Genomic DNA, 15,283 nt, shown 5'->3' on the forward strand with positions numbered 1-15,283 from the left:
TTGGGATAAACCCTGATATCTTGAAAACATCTTTCCAAATAACCGTGTAATAAATGCCGTATAGGGATATCTCCCCGCGTATGGCATGGTCTTTCCTGTCCGACTGCGGAAGCGACCCGGGGGAGCGGAACGCACGGGCAAAAAAAAGCCCCTGCCGGGGCAGGGGCTGGGGACGCCGGGAGGGCGTGGCGCTCAGGGCGCCTTTTTCTTGAAGTCGCCGGCGACGGCGGTGCTGAAGCCATCCGGGCGCAGGTACTTGCGCAGCGCCGCGTTGACCACGTCGGGCGTGAGGGCGGTGATCTTCTTGTCCATCTCGGCCGACCATTCGAACGTGCGGCCACGCTGCAGGTAGTCGAGCCAGGTGCCGGCCAGCACGTCGTCCTGGGCGCGGGCCAGGTTGCGGTAGTTCAGCAGGGCGGTGATGCCGTCGGAGATTTCCTTGTCGCTGAATCCGTCTTTGAGCACGCGCGCCAGTTCCTCGCCGATGGCCTTTTCCAGGCGCTCGCGGTTCTGCGGCGCGTAGATGGCGTACATGGTCCAGCTGGCGCTGGGTTCGAACGACGAGACCGACAGCGAGCTGCGCACGTTGTAGGACAGGCCTTCGGTTTCGCGCACGCGGTTCCACAGGCGCGAGGTTTCCGAGGCGCCGAACAGGTAGTTGGCCAGGTACAACGCGGCGTAGTCGGCATCGCTGTCCTGCAGCTTCAAGGGCATGCGCGAGATGTAGAACGCGTTGGCCTTGTCCGGGGTCTCGATGTCGAACTGCTTGGCGGGAATGTCGCGGTACGGATTGCCGACACGGGTGTAGGCGGGGGCGCGCTTCCAGCCGGCCAGGCCATCCTTGACGGCCTTTTCGACGGCCTCGGGCTCGAAATCGCCGACCGCCGAGTACTCGATCTTGCCGGCGCCGTAGAACTTGGCGTGGAACTTGACCAGCGCGTCGCGGTTCAGCGCGCGGATGCTGGCCAGCGATTCGTCGAACGTGGGCACGTAGCGCAGGTCGTCAGCGGGCCACGGATTGTCCTGGCGGGCCAGGGCGCGTCCGGCCAGGGCCTGCGGCTCGGTCATGGCGTTCTGGATCGAGGTCTCGAGCTGGCGCTGGTATTCCTCGAGCTGTTCCTTGGGAAAGTTGGCGTTGCGCACGATGTCCAGCGCCAGGCGGGTCAGCTCGGGCAGGTTTTCACGCTTGGTCGACATGGCGATCTTGAGCGTGGTGCCGCCGCCGCTGAAGCCGAGCTCGGCCTGCAGCTTGTCGAGGCGGTCCTGGATGTCCTGGCGCGACAGCTTGGCGGTGCCGCGCGTCAGCAGGTCGGCCACGGCGCTGGAATTCACGCGCTGGCCCAGCAGGTCTTTCTCGTTGCCGAACTGGATCAGCATCTGCGCCTGCACGCGGTTGCCGCGCGTGGCCTTGGGCAGCAGCGCCAGCTGTACCGGGCCGTTGGGCAGGTCGAGCGTCTTGCGCTGGGTCAGGCGGTCGATGTTCTGCGGCGTGGGGTCGAAGGCGGACGCAGCCTTGAAGTCGGGATCGCCCTTGTAGTCCTTGAACACCGCGGTCAGGTCGACGCGTTGCATCTGCGGCGCGCGCACCGGCTTGTCGGTCGGGATGTAGCGGCCCTCGATGCGGTTGCTCTGCACCAGGTAGGTGGTGGCGGCCTGCTGCACTTCGGCCAGCGTGGCCTTGCGGGCGCGGTCGCGCTGCAGGAAGAACAGGCGCCAGTCGCCGGCGGCGATGGCTTCGGACAGCGCCACGCCGACCTGCTCGGGATCGCTGTAGGTCTGCTCCCATGAGGTCAGCCACTTGCTGCGCGCGCGGTCGAGTTCCTGCTGGGTGAAGGGCTTCTTGCCGAGCGTTTCCAGCGTGGCGGTCAACGCCTTCATGGCGGCGTCCTGGCTTTTGCCCGGGGTCAGCTGGGCGGCGAACATCGCCAGGCCCGGATCCAGGTTTTCCATGGTGAAGCCGAACACGCCCGAGGCCAGCTTGGTCGGCACCAGCGCGTGGTAGAGGCGGCCCGAGGGCGTGTCGGCCAGGATGGTGGTGGCCAGGTCGAACGGCACGAAGTCGGTGCTGCCGGCGGCCGGGATGTGGTACATCGCGGCGACCAGCGGGGTGCCGCCAGTGCGGCGCAGCGTGACCGTGCGCTCGCCGTCCTGGGCCGGTTCGACGGTGTATTCCGGCGGCAGCTTGCGGTCGGGCTTGGGCAGCTTGCCCAGCGTCGATTCGATGTCGGCCAGCGTGGCCTGCGGATCGAACTTGCCGGCCACGATCAGCACCGCGTTATCGGGCTGGTAGTACTCGTGATAGAAGGCGCGCAGCTGGCCGATGTCGACGTTCTCGACGTCGGAGCGGGCGCCGATGGTGTTCTTGCCGTAGCTGTGCCATTGGAACGCGGCCGCCTGCATCTTCTGCATGAGGATGCGGAAGGGGCTGTTCTCGCCGCTTTCCATCTCGTTGCGCACGACGGTCATTTCGGAGTCGAGGTCTTCCTTGGCGATCAGGGAATTGACCATGGCATCGGCCTGCCAGCCCAGATACCACTTGAGGGTGTCGGGGTTGGCGGCGAAGCTGGCGAAATAGTTGGTGCGGTCGCTGGAGGTCGAGCCGTTGGCCTGCAGGCCGCGGCGCGAGAACTCGCCCATGGCGTTGCGGGTGGTGGAGGTGCCCTTGAACAGCATGTGTTCGAGCAGGTGGGCCATGCCGGTCTGGCCGTAGTTCTCGTTGCGCGAGCCGACCAGGTAGGTCATGTTGACCGTGGTCGAGGGCTTGGATTCGTCGGGAACCAGCAGGACGCGCAGGCCGTTGCTGAGGCGGTATTCGGTGATGCCCTCAATCGAGGCGGCCTCCGTGACGCCGGCCGGCAGGCTGGCGGCTCCGGCCTGGAAGGCCAGGAAGGATGAGAACAGCAGCGCGCCCAGCGGACGCGGCAGCTTCGATATGGACAGGCGCATGGCGGACTATTCCTTTGGCATGGCAGAATCCGTTGGAGTGTATACGGTGTGAATGGTTCAGGGGCGCGGCCCCTGGCGCGCCGGTCCGTCGTTCTGTCTGGAAAACCGCGCATGTCGCTATCCCTTGAAATCGAGACTCCCCGCCTGGTGCTGCGGCAGTGGCTGGCGGCCGACCGCAAGCCGTTCGCCGACATGAACACCGATGCGCGCGTGACCCGCTATCTGCTGCCGATGACCGCCCAGGAAAGCGATGCGCTGGCCGATCGCCTGGCCGCGGGCATCGATGAATACGGGTGGGGTTTCTGGGCGGTGGAAGCGCCCGGCGTGGCGCCGTTCATCGGATTCGTCGGCATCAAGGCGCTGGCGCCGACGCTGCCCTTCGCGCCGGGCGTGGAAATCGGCTGGCGCCTGGCGGCGCCCTATTGGGGCAGGGGCTATGCCAGCGAGGCGGCGCAGGCCGCGCTGCGGGTGGGGTTCGAACAGGTCGGCGCGCCCGAGATCGTGGCGTTCACGGTGCCGGAAAACGCGCCGTCGCGCGCGGTGATGCGGCGCCTGGGCATGCGTGAGGATACGCAGCGCTTCGAGCATCCGGCGGTGCCGGACGGCCATCCCTTGAAGACGCACGTGCTGTACCGGCTGGCGCGCGAGGCCTGGCATGCGCAGAAAAATGGTGACGCAGGCGCAGGCATGGGGCCGTTCGCGGCGGCATAAGCGTCGGCAGGCCGCGCCATGCCGGAATGTTGCGTTGCAACACCCTGGCGTGGCGCGGCCGATTTGAGATCGGGGCGGGCGCGGGTGTAAGCTTTGCGGAACGTAGTTGCTGTTGTCGACGGGATGCGCGACAGCCGTCTACAGGTTTCCCGTCCAACGCCAGCCGCCGCCCTGCCGGGTCGCAGACCGGCCGCATGCCGGATTGCGCCTCGCGCCCCACGGGCGACGACGGTGCTTGTTGTTCGCGCCTTCGCCGCCGGCATCCTGCCGGCGCATCTTTCGGAGGAACGACCCATGCTGACCGAGATCGTCACGCGTGCCTTGTCCCAATTGACCGGCAGCCCCATGAGCGGCGACCGCATCAAAGGGCAGTTTCAGTACGCTTATGCCAGTGATGACGGCCAATTCGTGGCCATACTGACCCATGACATGACCACCTATGTGGTGGACCTGCGCGCCCAGCGCTATTTCGCCGAGTGCGGAGGATCGCCGCGAGGCTTTGCCGGGCATGTGCTCGAGATGGAGGGCGCCGAGGCGCGCCAGCATCCGTGGCCCGCGGCCAATGACCTGTTCGACCTGGACATGGATGCGGACGAACTGTCCTGGCGCCAGTGCCCGGGGATGCGCAGCATGGCCGGCAGCGCCAACCGATCTGTGGAGAGCCGCGCCGCCTGAGAGTGGCCAGAAGCGGCAGTCCCCTCACTGAACCGGCGACATCGCCGGTTTTTTTTATCTGGCGGTCAGGGCGGCTCGCTACAATCCGCGCCATGACTACGCACGCTGACAACGGCGCCCCGCGCGGCGCTATCCTGGTCGATTGCACGCATGAACGCCATGCGGACCAGATCCTGGCCATCTTCAACGAGGCCATCGTCACCTCGACCGCGCTGTACGACTACAAGCCGCGCCCGCGCGAGGCGATGCTGGGCTGGTTCCAGGCCAAGGCGGGCGGCGGTTTCCCGGTGGTGGGGTTCGAGAACGCGGCGGGCGAGCTGATGGCGTTCGCCAGCTACGGCACGTTCCGCGCCTGGCCGGCCTACAAGTATTCGGTCGAGCATTCCGTGTATGTCGACGGCCGTTTCCGCGGGCAGGGGCTGGGCGAGGCACTGATGCGCGTGCTGATCGAGCGCGCCCGCGCCAACCAGGTGCACGTGATGATCGGCGGCATCGACGCGGCCAACCAGGGCAGCATCAAGCTGCATGAGAAGCTGGGATTCGCGCACGCCGGCACCATCCGCGAGGCTGGCTTCAAGTTCGGCCGCTGGCTCGACCTGGCGTTCTACCAGCTGACGCTGGACACGCCGGCGCGGCCGGTCGATGGCTGACGCGCGTCGCCGCAACGGCGCCGCGGCGCGCGGCTGGCGCCTTACTTCGACAGCACCCGCATCGCCTGTTCCAGCCCCGCGACCGTCACGGGGTACATGCGGTCCTGCATGATGTCGCGCATCAGCGCGATCGACTGGCGGTACTGCCATGACGCGGTGGGCTCGGGATTGAGCCACACCGACTTGGGCCAGGCGTCCAGCAGCCGGCGCATCCACTGCGCGCCGGTTTCCTTGTTGTAGTGCTCGACCGAGCCGCCCGGCTGCAGGATCTCGTAGGGACTCATGGTGGCGTCGCCGACGATGATCAGGCGCCAGTCGGGGTTGTACTTGCGCAGCACGTCCCAGGTGTCGAAGCGTTCGTTCTGGCGCCGACGGTTGCTCTGCCACAGGCTCTCGTAGGGGCAGTTGTGGAAGTAGTAGACCTCGAGATTGCGGAACTCGCTGCGGGCCGCGGAGAACAGTTCCTCGACGCGGCCGATGTGGTCGTCCATGCTGCCGCCGACGTCCAGCAGCATCAGCACCTTGACCGTGTTGTGGCGCTCCGGGACCATGCGCAGGTCCAGGTGGCCGGCGTTGCGCGCGGTGCTGGCGATGGTGTCGTCCAGGTCCAGTTCGAGTTCGGCGCCTTCGCGCGCGAAACGCCGCAGGCGGCGCAGCGCGACCTTGAAATTGCGCGTGCCCAGCTCGACCTGGTCGTCGTAGTCCTTGAACTGGCGCATGTCCCAGACCTTGACCGCGCTGCGGTTGCCGGCCGACTGGCCGCCGACGCGGATGCCCTCGGGATGGTAGCCGCCGTTGCCGAAGGGCGAGGTGCCGCCGGTGCCGATCCACTTGCTGCCGCCGGCGTGGCGTTCCTTCTGCTCTTCCATGCGCTCCTTGAAGAGCTCCATCAGCTTGTCCCAGCCGTGCTTCTCGATGGCGGCCTTTTCCTCCGGCGACAGGCTTTTCTCGAACTGCTTGATGAGCCAGTCCAGCGGGATGTCCTTGCCGGCCGGCAGCGCGGCCTCGATGCCCTTGTAGTAGGCGCCGAAGGCCTTGTCGTAGCGGTCGTAGAGCGATTCGTCCTTGACCAGCGCGGTGCGCGCCAGGAAGTAGAAGTCGTCCAGCGTGGGCGTCATCACGTCCTGGCGCAGCGCGTCCACCAGCGTCAGGTATTCCTGCACCGAGACCGGCAGCTTGTGCGCCCGCAGGTGGTAGAAGAAGTCGATCAGCATGGCAGGCGCCGTGAAGGATGCGTCAGCGGCGCGGCGCGCCGCGGGTCATGGCGGCGAGCCGCTCCAGCAGATGCACGTCCTGTTCGTTCTTGAGCAGCGCGCCGGCCATCAGCGGCACCGCGGTCGCGGTGTGCGCGTCGATCTGCGCCGCGCTGACGTCCTCGGCCAGCAGCAGGCGCAGCCAGTCCAGCAGTTCGGACGTCGACGGTTTTTTCTTCAGGCCGGGCGCGTCGCGCAGGCTGAAGAAGGTGTCGAGCGCGGCGCGCAGCACGTCCTGCTTGAGTTCGGGGAAGTGCACCGCGACGATGTCGCGCATGGTGTCGCGGTCGGGGAAGCGGATGTAGTGGAAGAAGCAGCGGCGCAGGAAGGCGTCGGGCAGGTCCTTCTCGTTGTTGGAGGTGATGATGACCAGCGGCCGATGGCGCGCGGCGATGGTCTGGCGCGTTTCGTACACATGGAATTCCATGCGGTCGAGTTCGCGCAGCAGGTCGTTGGGGAATTCGATGTCGGCCTTGTCGATCTCGTCGATCAGCACCACCACCGGCTGCTCGGCGTCGAAGGCCTGCCACAGCGTGCCCTGCACGATGTAGTTGCGGATGTCGCGGACTTTCTCGTCGCCGAGCTGCGAGTCGCGCAGGCGCGACACCGCGTCGTATTCGTAAAGACCCTGATGCGCCTTGGTGGTGGACTTGATGTGCCACTGCAGCAAAGGGCGGCCCAGCGCGCGCGCCACTTCCTCGGCCAGCATGGTCTTGCCGGTGCCGGGTTCGCCCTTGATCAGCAGCGGGCGCTGCAGCGTCAGCGCGGCGTTGACGGCGAGCTTGAGGTCATCGGTGGCGACGTATCGGTCGGTGCCATCGAAGCGTGCGTGCGGTGCGGAAGGAGCGGTCTGGGCAGCGGACATGGATCAGCGGACTTCTCAGGGTTGATGGGGATCAAGGCCATTTTTGGGTATTAATCCTAGACAATTATCGTACAATCAGGCGGTTTTGCAGTTGGGTTCGACCCGCAACGTGTTTGCCGGGGGCCTTTCCGTGTGAGCAGGCCCTAGTCCTCAAGCCATACCAAGAAGAGCCATCCCAATGAAGTTGCGATTCTCTCTGAAGTACTCGGTTTCCCTGCTGGCCGCATTGGCATCCTGTGCGATCGCCGGCCAGGCAGTAGCTGCGGATGCAGCGCCGGTCGGTAATGTCCAGAATGCCCGTGACAAGGTTTCCATGTGCATCGGTTGCCATGGCATCGAAGGCTACAAGGCGACCTTCCCCGAGCTTTATCACGTACCGATGATTGCTGGCCAGAACGCCAAGTACATCGAGACCGCCCTCAACGAGTACAAAAAAGGCGCGCGCAGCCATCCCACGATGGATGCCATTGCCGGCAGCCTGTCCGACCAGGACATCGCCGACCTGGCCGCTTACTACTCGAACCTGAAATAACCGGGGGCAATCACATGAACCGCATCATGCTTGCCCTCGCGGGCGCGACGCTGGCCATTTCGGGCGCGACTGCCCAGGCCCAGGATCTGGCGGCCGGCAAGGCCGTCTTCGACAAATTCAATTGCGCCTCATGCCACGGCGCCGACGCCAAGACGGCGGTGGACCCGGCCTATCCGACGCTGGCCGGCCAGCACGCCGACTACCTGGTGCATGCGCTCAAGGCCTATCGCCGCGGCGCCTCGGGCAGCGCGGCCACGGCCAACGTGCGCAAGAACCCCATCATGGGCGCCTTCGCCACCCAGCTGTCCGACCAGGACATCAGCAACGTGGCGGCGTGGCTGTCGGCCCAGCCCAGCGACCTGGGCGTGCGCAAATAGCGCGACGGTCCGGCCGCATGCAAAAAACCCTCGGGAGACCGAGGGTTTTTTCTTGGGCGCTCGTGTCGCGCCAGGGGCTAGCGCTCGGCGCGCTGGCGGATCAGGTCGATGTAGGTATCGCTGTCCAGCGGGGTGCCCAGGCGCTGCGCTTCCCAGACGACCCGGCCCAGGCACTCCATGATCTCGTGCGCGGCCTGGTGCGCGTCGCTGCGCGCCACCAGGCGCTGGTAGGCGCTGCGGATGCCGGGCGGATGGTCGATCGACAGCTGCTCGGCGATGGCCAGGTGCATCGACAGGTGCAGGAACGGGTTGGTGCGGCCCTTTTCCACCGCGTATTCGGCGGTCATGGCCTCGGGGCTTTCGAGATCGGCGTGGTATTCCGGATGCTCGATGATCCAGTCCAGGGCCATGGCCTCCAGCGGGGTCAGGACCTCGTTGGCGCGGTGCTTGCGCCAGGTTTCGATGAAGAATTCGCGGACTTGGTCGCGGGAAGGGTTGAACATTGTCAGACGGATGCCATGCTGGCCAGAGAGGGCTTTATTTTACCGCCCGCCGGGGCGCCGCCCGCCCGCGGGCCGCAATGCGATATAGAATTGGTTGCTATCCGCTATCCAGTGTGCGTTTCGCCAGGGCCGCGCGGCCCGCGGACCACACGCCAGCCGATGCGGCGCGCGTGCAGAAAAACCACTCGGAGCAAATGGAGCATTCATGTCCTATCAACATATCAAGGTGCCCGCTGGGGGCCAGAAGATCACGGTCAACGCTGATTTCTCGCTGAATGTGCCGGATCAGCCCATCGTGCCCTACATCGAGGGTGACGGCACCGGCGCCGACATCACGCCCGTCATGATCAAGGTGGTGGACGCCGCCGTGCAGAAGGCCTATGGCGGCAAGCGCAAGATCCACTGGATGGAGGTCTACGCCGGCGAGAAGGCCACCAAGGTCTACGGCCCGGACGTCTGGCTGCCCGACGAGACCCTGGACGTGGTCAAGGACTACGTGGTCTCGATCAAGGGCCCCCTGACCACGCCGGTGGGCGGCGGCATCCGTTCGCTCAACGTGGCCTTGCGCCAGCAGCTGGACCTGTACGTCTGCCTGCGCCCGGTGGCGTATTTCAAGGGCGTGCCCTCGCCGGTGCGCGAACCCGAAAAGACCAACATGGTGATCTTCCGCGAGAACTCGGAAGACATCTACGCCGGCATCGAATACATGGCCGACAGCGAGCAGGCCAAGGAGCTGATCCAGTTCCTGCAGACCAAGCTCGGCGTCAAGAAGATCCGTTTCCCGAACACCTCGTCGATCGGCATCAAGCCGGTGTCGCGCGAGGGCACCGAGCGCCTGGTGCGCAAGGCGGCGCAGTACGTCATCGACAATGACCGCACGTCGCTGACCCTGGTGCACAAGGGCAACATCATGAAGTTCACGGAAGGCGGCTTCCGTGACTGGGGCTATGCGTTGCTGCAGAAGGAATTCGGCGCGCAGCTGATCGACGGCGGCCCGTGGTGCAAGTTCAAGAACCCCAAGACCGGCCGCGAGATCATCGTCAAGGACGTCATCGCCGACGCGTTCCTGCAGCAGATCCTGCTGCGCCCGGCCGAATACGACGTCATCGCCACCCTGAACCTGAACGGCGACTACATCTCCGACGCGCTGGCCGCGCAGGTGGGCGGCATCGGCATCGCCCCGGGCGCCAACCTGTCCGATTCGGTCGCGATGTTCGAAGCCACCCACGGCACGGCGCCGAAGTACGCGGGCAAGGACTACGTCAACCCGGGCTCGGAAATCCTGTCGGCGGAAATGATGCTGCGCCACATGGGCTGGACCGAGGCGGCCGACCTGATCATCTCCAGCATGGAGAAGTCGATCCTGTCGAAGAAGGTCACGTATGACTTCGCCCGGCTGCTGGAGGGCGCGACGCAGGTGTCGTGCTCCGGTTTCGGGCAGGTGATGATCGAGAATATGTGACCGGGCCTTATCGGTGAGTCTTTGAAAAGCCCGTAAGCCGCAAGGCTCGCGGGCTTTTTTTACGGCGGTCCATGTGAAGATCTATATCGGAAATAAGGGAATTCCTTAGCGCCTCGTATACCAACACAAGACAAAACGAATCAAATTGTTATTGTTACGGCGGTATAATTTATATGTTCAGCAATGCTGCATTTTTCCCTCCACCGCTGATACTCTTGGCTCAGTTTTGCTGACCCGGTTCCGCTGATATTTCCTAGACATGGCCCAACCCGCTCCCAATATGCCGCCCTATGATGCTTCGGCGTGCGTCCGCAGCCTGCGCGATGCCGGGCGGGTAGCGCTATTGATGGCCCCGAGGCTGGGCGACACGCTGTTGATGATGACCATGGCGTTCAACCTGGTCGCGCACGGGCGCCAGGTCACGGTCTTTGGCGATTTCGCCTACGGCCTGCGCAGCTGGTTTCCCGGCATGGATATCCGGCCGTCACTGCCGCAGGAGCAGGCGTCGGCGGTGCTGGCCGACTACGATTGCGCGGCGCAGATGCACGTCGGCTGGCCATACGCCCTGCATGATTGTGCCGCGTCCTATTTCTATTACGACGCCCACGTGGTGATCACCGGCAAGGGGTTCATCAAGCTCAACCAGATCCGGGACTATTGCCGCGATGCGCTGGGGTTGTCGCTGGCGGGCACCGATATCGGCCTGCGTCCACCGATGGCGGGGCGGCATCGCGCGTTCGACAAAAGGGTTGCGGTGCATCCGTCGTCCACCGGGGCGCAGCGTTGCTGGGCGCCGCGGCATTTCGTCGAACTGGGGTTGCGCCTGCAGCGCCAGGGCTATGAGCCCGTCTTCATCCTGGCGCCTCATGAGCGCGCCGGATGGACCTGCCTGACCGAGGCCGGCCTGGCGATCCAGCAGTCCCCCTCCCTGGCCGACGTGGCCGCATTCATCCACGAATGTGGCTGGTTCATCGGTAACGAGTCCGGCATTGGCCATCTGGCCTCCAGCGTCGGCGTGCCAACCTTGACGTTGACCGGCCGGCCCACCCGGACCAAGGCCTGGCGTCCGGGCTGGTCGATGTCGCGCATCGCGTATCCCGTCTATATTCCCGGAGGCCGCTGGCGTGACCGCCTGTGGCGCGAGTGGCTGCGGCCGGGCAGCGTCATGTCGGCGTTTGAAAGCCTGACGCGGGACTACAAAAAATCCATGGCGGCTGCAAAGGTCGTCCGTTCTTGACTCCGACCCTGCGCGACGGTTTCGCGGGATGGCCTGCCGGATCCGCATAACGTGTCATAGCCTGCCGCGTCCGCCAATTCTCTCCCCTAAAGTATCACTGGTCCTGCCAAAGGCCGAACTGAATCCCATGATGTCCATTCCATGCCTGCGCGGTGTCGCGTTCCTGACACTGCTGATCCCCGCCTTGGCACTGACCAGTGCCGTGGGGGGGCCCGCCATCCTCTACCTGACTGCATTGATCGCGCTGGTGGCAATGGCGGCCAATCTTGTCCAGCACCGGGAACCTTTCGCGCTGAAGGAGATGTCGGCGATGGCCGTGGCGCTGATGGCGCCGCTCATCGCGATGCTGATCAGCAGCAGCTACCTGGGCGTCTGGAGCTCTTCCGAAATTGAAAAGCTGCTGCGTTTCGCCCTCGCGGTGCCCGTCTGTTGGATGCTGTTGCGCGTGCCCCGCAACTGGTTGCAGCAAGTGCAGTGGAGCCTGTTGTTCGGCGCTTTTGCCGGGTCGCTCATGCTGGTGTACATCATCTACGAACCCAGCCTGGGCCGTGGCGCGGTGTCCGAGTATGGCGGCCGCTACAACGCGGTGGCATTCGCCGACTTGACGATCTTGTTTGGCTTCGCCTCCTTGCTGACGCTGCCCTGGCGCTTGTCGCCCTGGCCCAGGCTGGAAGCCGCCCTCAAGATCGCCGCGGTGCCGGTCAGCCTGTATGGCGTCTGGGTTTCACAGACGCGCAGCAGCTGGGCGCTTCTGCTGGTGTTCGGCCTGGTCTACCTGTTGACCAAACGGCAGTGGCAACGCCGTACCAAGCTCATCTTCGTGGCGGCCTTGGTCGTGGTGATGGCGGTGGGGGCAGTGCTGTCCTGGAACAGCAAGGAAAGCCGCTGGAAGAACATGGTGTCGGACGTGAGCCGCTATGAGCAGCATGACCGTGACACCTCGGTGGGCATTCGCATCCAGCTCTGGAAGGCCTCCTGGCTGATGTTCAGGGAAAGCCCGCTGGTGGGGGTGGGCGTGCCCAACTTCCGGCCGGAACTGGTCAAGCTGCAGAAGCAGGGCATCGTGACCGAGCTGGTCTCGACCGATTACGGCGAACCCCACAATGACATGCTCGGGGCGCTGGCGGGTTATGGCCTCCTGGGGCTGCTCAGCATCCTGGCGCTGTACCTGATCCCCGCCGCGGTCTTCTGGCGCCGTTCCGCCAGCGACGACCCCGTGGTGCACGTGGGCTCGCAGATCGGCATGCTGTTCTGCCTGGGCTACTTCGTCTTCAGCCTGTCGGAAATGATGTTCCGCAACATGCGCAGCGTGCCGATCTATGCGTTGACGGTGGTGGTGCTGTATGCCTTGACCTCGGCCCGCACCGGGCTGGCGCAGCAGCGCCTCGCGGCGAAACGATAGCGGATCCGGACGGCCCGTCGCGGCCGCGCCGTCATCCTGAAAAGCAAGGCCCCGGCGGCCTTGCTTTTTTTTCGCGCGCGCGTGGCGCATCCAAATGCTTGCCGGGCTTGACGTAGATCAAGCCCGGCCCCTCTCGTCGGTGAAAACCCTGTCGCTCCCCCTTATTCTGATCAGACGCAATAGATAAATCGTCACATTTCGCCGTCTTTGGTTTCGGATGCGGGTGGGCATGGAGAAAGAGGGTCTATGAAGAATTCAAGCTTGCGCAGGGAGCTGCTGTGGTTCGTGCTCGCGATCGGGGTCGCGGTGCTGGCCTTGGGGGGATGGGATGCCTGGGAACGGCGCGCCGAGATGCTGGCAGAGCGCAAGACGGAACTGCGCAATGTGCTGGACCTGGCCGCCGGCATCGTGCGCAATGGCAAGCAGCGCGCCCTCGACGAGCACCTGTCGCCCGAGCAGGCCAAGCGTAACGTGGCGCAGCGCCTGGCGCAGCTGCGCTATGGCGCGGACGGCTATGTCGGCGTGTTCGACGACAGCTATACGCTGCTGGTGCATCCCGACGCCAAGATGACCGGCACCAATGTGCGCGCGGTCACGGACAGTGACGGTCTGCCGATCTTCGAGAATCTCTACGCGCAGGGCAAGGCGGGCGGCGGCTTCGTCCAGTATCACTTTCCGCGGCCGGGGGCCGAAGAGGCGCTGCCCAAGGCCAGCTACGCCGTCTACGACCCGGAATGGGGGTGGCTGATGTTCACCGGCCTGTACGTGGACGACGTCGATGCGGCTTTTCGCGCGACGCTGTGGCGCCAGGGCGGCGTGACGCTGGCGCTGCTGGTGGCGCTGCTGGCGGCGGCGCTGCGGTTCTTCCGTTCCCACATCATCCGTCCGCTGGACGAGGCGGTGGCGGTCTGTGAGCGGGTGGCGCAAGGCGATCTGTCCAGCATCATCTCGCGCCACCATCGCGGCGAGATCGGCCGGCTGTTCGACGCCATGGCCTTGATGCAGGAACGGCTGGACGTGGCGGTGCGCACCATCGTGCACTCCACCGGTTCGATCGCGGCGGCTTCGCGCCAGATCGCCGCGGGCAGCATGGACCTGCACGACCGCACCGAGAAACAGGCGGCCGCGCTGGAGCAGACCGCGGCCAGCGTCGAGCAGATCACGGCCACCGCCAAGCAGAGCGCCGACCACGTGCGCGAGGTCAGTTCGCTGGCCGGCCAGTCGGCGCAACTGGCGCGGCAGGGCAGCGAAGAAACGCAGCACGCGATCGACGCGATGCGCGAGATCTCGCAGAGCTCGCAGCGGATCGACGAGATCATCCGACTGATCGACGAAATCGCGTTCCAGACCAACATCCTGGCGCTCAATGCCGCGGTGGAGGCCGCGCGCGCCGGCGAGCAGGGGCGCGGGTTCGCGGTGGTGGCGGGCGAGGTGCGGGCGCTGGCGCAGCGCTCGGCCACCGCCGCCAAGGAAATCAAGACGCTGATCGAGGCGTCGTCGGATTCGGTCGAACGCGGCAGCCAGCGGGTCGAGCAGGCCAGCGCCACCATGAGCAGCGTGCTGCAGTCGGCGGCGAGTAGCGCGCCGCTGATGGGCGAGATCGCCACCGCCTCGTCCGAGCAGAGCGTCGGCATCGAACAGATCAACCAGGCGGTGACGCACCTGGACAGCGTGACGCAGCAGAATGCGGCGCTGGTCGAGGAGTTCGCGGCGTCGGCCGCCACCTTGCACGATCAGGCCGACGACCTGGCGCGCGCGGTGGCGGTGTTCAAGCTGTCTGCAGCCTACTAGGCGAGCCCTGCACCACGCTCATGGCCCGCTGCAGGCGCGGGGTCAGCTCGCGGCTGGCGCTGGTCATGGGCAGGCGCAGTTCGTCGGCGATCAGGCCTTGCAGGGCCAGCGCGCGCTTGATCGGCGCCGGGTTGGGTTCGGCGAACAGCACGCGGATCAGGCCGCGCAGCGGCTCGAACAATTCGCGCGCCGCTTCGGCGTGGCCGTCGCGCGCCAGCTGCATCACTTCGACGAAGCGTTCGGGGAACAGGTGGGCGGCCGCCGGAATGGCGCCGCGCCCGCCCGCCAGGAAATGGTCGAGCAGCGCCATGTCCTCGCCGCAGAGGGCCGCCAGGTGTCCGCGCGCATTCAGCGCCATCAGCACCGGTGGATTGCATTCCTTGACGGCGTGGAAATTGGGCAGCAGCGCCAGCGATTCCATGGTTTCGACCGTCATGGTGACGCCGGCCCGCTTGGGAATGTTGTAGAGAATGATGGGACGCTCGGTGGCCCAGGCGATCTGCCGGTAATGCCACAGGATGCCCTGCTGCGACGGGCCCAGGTAGTAGGGCGGGGGCACCAGGTAGCCGGCGGGCGCGTACTTGTCCAGGCGGCGGATGGCGGCGGCCACGCCGCGCGTGTCGACGCCGCCCGCGCCGAACACCAGCGGCAGGGCGTGCGGATCGCGGCGGATGGCCTCGATCATCTCGATCTTCTCGGGAATGGAGAGCAGGTTGCCTTCGCCGGTGGAGCCGAACAGCACCAGGCCGGCCACGCCGGCGTTGCGGTAGTAGCGCGCCAGCGCCTGGGCGGCCTCGCAATCGACATAGCCGCCGCGCATCGGCGTGACCATCGGCAGCCAGAGGCCGTCGAAAGCGGGGGGGAGCGGGGTATCCATGG

General features: G+C 65.7%; 14 protein-coding genes. 9 read left to right on the plus strand and 5 right to left on the minus strand.

Annotated elements, in window-relative coordinates:
* Nucleotides 1–192: 192 nt before the first annotated feature.
* Nucleotides 193–2,946 (minus strand): M16 family metallopeptidase, encoded by a 2,754-nt coding sequence (locus tag H0523_RS00860; protein WP_054432981.1) that lies wholly within the window; start codon nt 2,944–2,946, stop codon nt 193–195.
* 111 nt (nt 2,947–3,057) lie between these two features.
* Here H0523_RS00860 and H0523_RS00865 point away from each other — a divergent pair, with 111 nt between their 5' ends.
* The 3 genes from H0523_RS00865 to H0523_RS00875 all read left to right on the plus strand — a co-directional run bounded on the left by H0523_RS00865 (nt 3,058) and on the right by H0523_RS00875 (nt 4,982).
* Entirely contained in the window at nt 3,058–3,657 is a 600-nt protein-coding gene (locus tag H0523_RS00865) for a GNAT family N-acetyltransferase (RefSeq protein ID WP_054432982.1), read from the plus strand.
* Between the two features lie 294 nt (nt 3,658–3,951).
* Nucleotides 3,952–4,332 (plus strand): hypothetical protein, encoded by a 381-nt coding sequence (locus H0523_RS00870; protein ID WP_006393225.1) that lies wholly within the window; start codon nt 3,952–3,954, stop codon nt 4,330–4,332.
* A 92-nt stretch (nt 4,333–4,424) separates the two neighbouring features.
* Nucleotides 4,425–4,982, plus strand: a complete 558-nt coding sequence (locus tag H0523_RS00875) for a GNAT family N-acetyltransferase (RefSeq protein WP_054432984.1) — start codon at nt 4,425–4,427, stop codon at nt 4,980–4,982.
* Nucleotides 4,983–5,023: 41 nt separating this feature from the next.
* Here the strand turns inward: H0523_RS00875 and H0523_RS00880 are convergent, their stop codons facing one another.
* Nucleotides 5,024–6,196 carry a vWA domain-containing protein gene (locus tag H0523_RS00880; RefSeq protein WP_054432987.1) on the minus strand — a complete coding sequence of 391 codons (1,173 nt, stop codon included), beginning with the start codon at nt 6,194–6,196 and terminating at the stop codon, nt 5,024–5,026.
* A 22-nt stretch (nt 6,197–6,218) separates the two neighbouring features.
* Entirely contained in the window at nt 6,219–7,100 is an 882-nt protein-coding gene (locus H0523_RS00885) for an AAA family ATPase (RefSeq protein WP_054432989.1), read from the minus strand.
* Between the two features lie 178 nt (nt 7,101–7,278).
* On the opposite strand from H0523_RS00885, the gene H0523_RS00890 reads away from it, so the two are divergent.
* Nucleotides 7,279–7,632 carry a c-type cytochrome gene (locus tag H0523_RS00890; RefSeq protein WP_035360031.1) on the plus strand — a complete coding sequence of 118 codons (354 nt, stop codon included), beginning with the start codon at nt 7,279–7,281 and terminating at the stop codon, nt 7,630–7,632.
* Nucleotides 7,633–7,646: 14 nt separating this feature from the next.
* Nucleotides 7,647–8,009 carry a c-type cytochrome gene (locus tag H0523_RS00895; protein WP_006393230.1) on the plus strand — a complete coding sequence of 121 codons (363 nt, stop codon included), beginning with the start codon at nt 7,647–7,649 and terminating at the stop codon, nt 8,007–8,009.
* Between the two features lie 77 nt (nt 8,010–8,086).
* Here the strand turns inward: H0523_RS00895 and H0523_RS00900 are convergent, their stop codons facing one another.
* Nucleotides 8,087–8,512, minus strand: coding sequence for a DUF1841 family protein (locus H0523_RS00900; protein WP_054432991.1), 426 nt, complete (start codon nt 8,510–8,512; stop codon nt 8,087–8,089).
* 205 nt (nt 8,513–8,717) lie between these two features.
* Here H0523_RS00900 and icd point away from each other — a divergent pair, with 205 nt between their 5' ends.
* From icd to H0523_RS00920, 4 genes are all read left to right on the plus strand, one after another.
* Nucleotides 8,718–9,974, plus strand: a complete 1,257-nt coding sequence (gene icd / locus H0523_RS00905; RefSeq protein WP_006393232.1) for an NADP-dependent isocitrate dehydrogenase — start codon at nt 8,718–8,720, stop codon at nt 9,972–9,974.
* 259 nt (nt 9,975–10,233) lie between these two features.
* A complete protein-coding gene (locus tag H0523_RS00910; protein WP_054432993.1) occupies nt 10,234–11,211 on the plus strand; it encodes a glycosyltransferase family 9 protein in 978 nt (325 codons plus the stop codon).
* A gap of 130 nt (nt 11,212–11,341) precedes the next feature.
* Nucleotides 11,342–12,613, plus strand: a complete 1,272-nt coding sequence (locus H0523_RS00915) for an O-antigen ligase family protein (protein ID WP_054433089.1) — start codon at nt 11,342–11,344, stop codon at nt 12,611–12,613.
* A 246-nt stretch (nt 12,614–12,859) separates the two neighbouring features.
* Nucleotides 12,860–14,404, plus strand: a complete 1,545-nt coding sequence (locus tag H0523_RS00920) for a methyl-accepting chemotaxis protein (RefSeq protein WP_054432995.1) — start codon at nt 12,860–12,862, stop codon at nt 14,402–14,404.
* Here H0523_RS00920 and dapA read toward each other — a convergent pair.
* Nucleotides 14,382–15,281, minus strand: a complete 900-nt coding sequence (dapA, locus tag H0523_RS00925; protein ID WP_054432997.1) for a 4-hydroxy-tetrahydrodipicolinate synthase — start codon at nt 15,279–15,281, stop codon at nt 14,382–14,384. The genes H0523_RS00920 and dapA overlap by 23 nt on opposite strands.
* Nucleotides 15,282–15,283 lie beyond the last annotated feature (2 nt).

This window comes from Achromobacter insuavis (assembly GCF_902859645.1).
Taxonomy (GTDB): domain Bacteria; phylum Pseudomonadota; class Gammaproteobacteria; order Burkholderiales; family Burkholderiaceae_B; genus Achromobacter; species Achromobacter insuavis.